1 protein-coding gene and 1 pseudogene are annotated in these 634 nt (G+C 82.8%); both read left to right on the top strand.

Going from position 1 to position 634, the window contains the following annotated elements:
- The coding region (locus OCL97_RS22625; protein WP_377371950.1) for a hypothetical protein at window positions 1-223 on the top strand (223 nt) is incomplete at its 5' end.
- Between the two features lie 6 nt (window positions 224-229).
- A pseudogene (locus OCL97_RS22620) lies at window positions 230-634 on the top strand (translation initiation factor IF-2); the annotation flags it as partial.

Below are 634 nucleotides of genomic sequence, written 5' to 3'. Positions count from 1 at the left end.
CGAGGCCGCCGCCCGCGCCGCCGCCGCCCAGGCCGCCGCGCCCAAGCCGGTGGAAGCCGCGCCGCCGGCTCCTGTTGTCGCCGCCCCGGCTCCGGTTCCGGCCCCGGTCGCTGAAGCTCCGGCCGCCCCCGTCCCGCCTCCGGCTCCGACGCCCGCCCCCGTGGCCGCCGCGCCTGCCCCGCCCGTGGCTCCGACCCCTGCGCCTCCCGCTCCGGCGCCGTAGCAGCCGGTGGCGGCCGCCCCGCCGCCGCGCCCGGCCTCGCCTGCCGCTCCGGCCCAGCCTGGCCAGACCCGAACCTACGAGCCGTCCCGCGAGCGCCGCGACGACCGGCCCTCGACCACCACCTATCGTCCCGAGCGGGCGCCGGGCCGGTTTGAGAACACCAATTTCGGCCAGCGCGCGCCGCGTCCGGGCCAGGATCGCCCGCAGGCCGACCGTCCCGCGGCCGGCGCCCGTCCCGGCGGCGACCGTCCTGCTGGTGACCGCAACCCGCGTCCGGCCGCCCCGCCTGCGGCCGGCGGCGACACCGTCCGCTATTCGGCCCTCGCGCCGCGTCCGGCCGCGCCTCGCGACGGCGCCCGCCCCGGCGGCGCGCGTCCTGGCGCCGGGCGTCCGACGCCCAACGCCCCGCCC

The sequence above is a fragment of the Phenylobacterium ferrooxidans genome, from assembly GCF_042714595.1.
GTDB lineage: Bacteria > Pseudomonadota > Alphaproteobacteria > Caulobacterales > Caulobacteraceae > Phenylobacterium > Phenylobacterium ferrooxidans.
This window is presented reverse-complemented; position numbering and strand designations above follow the sequence as displayed.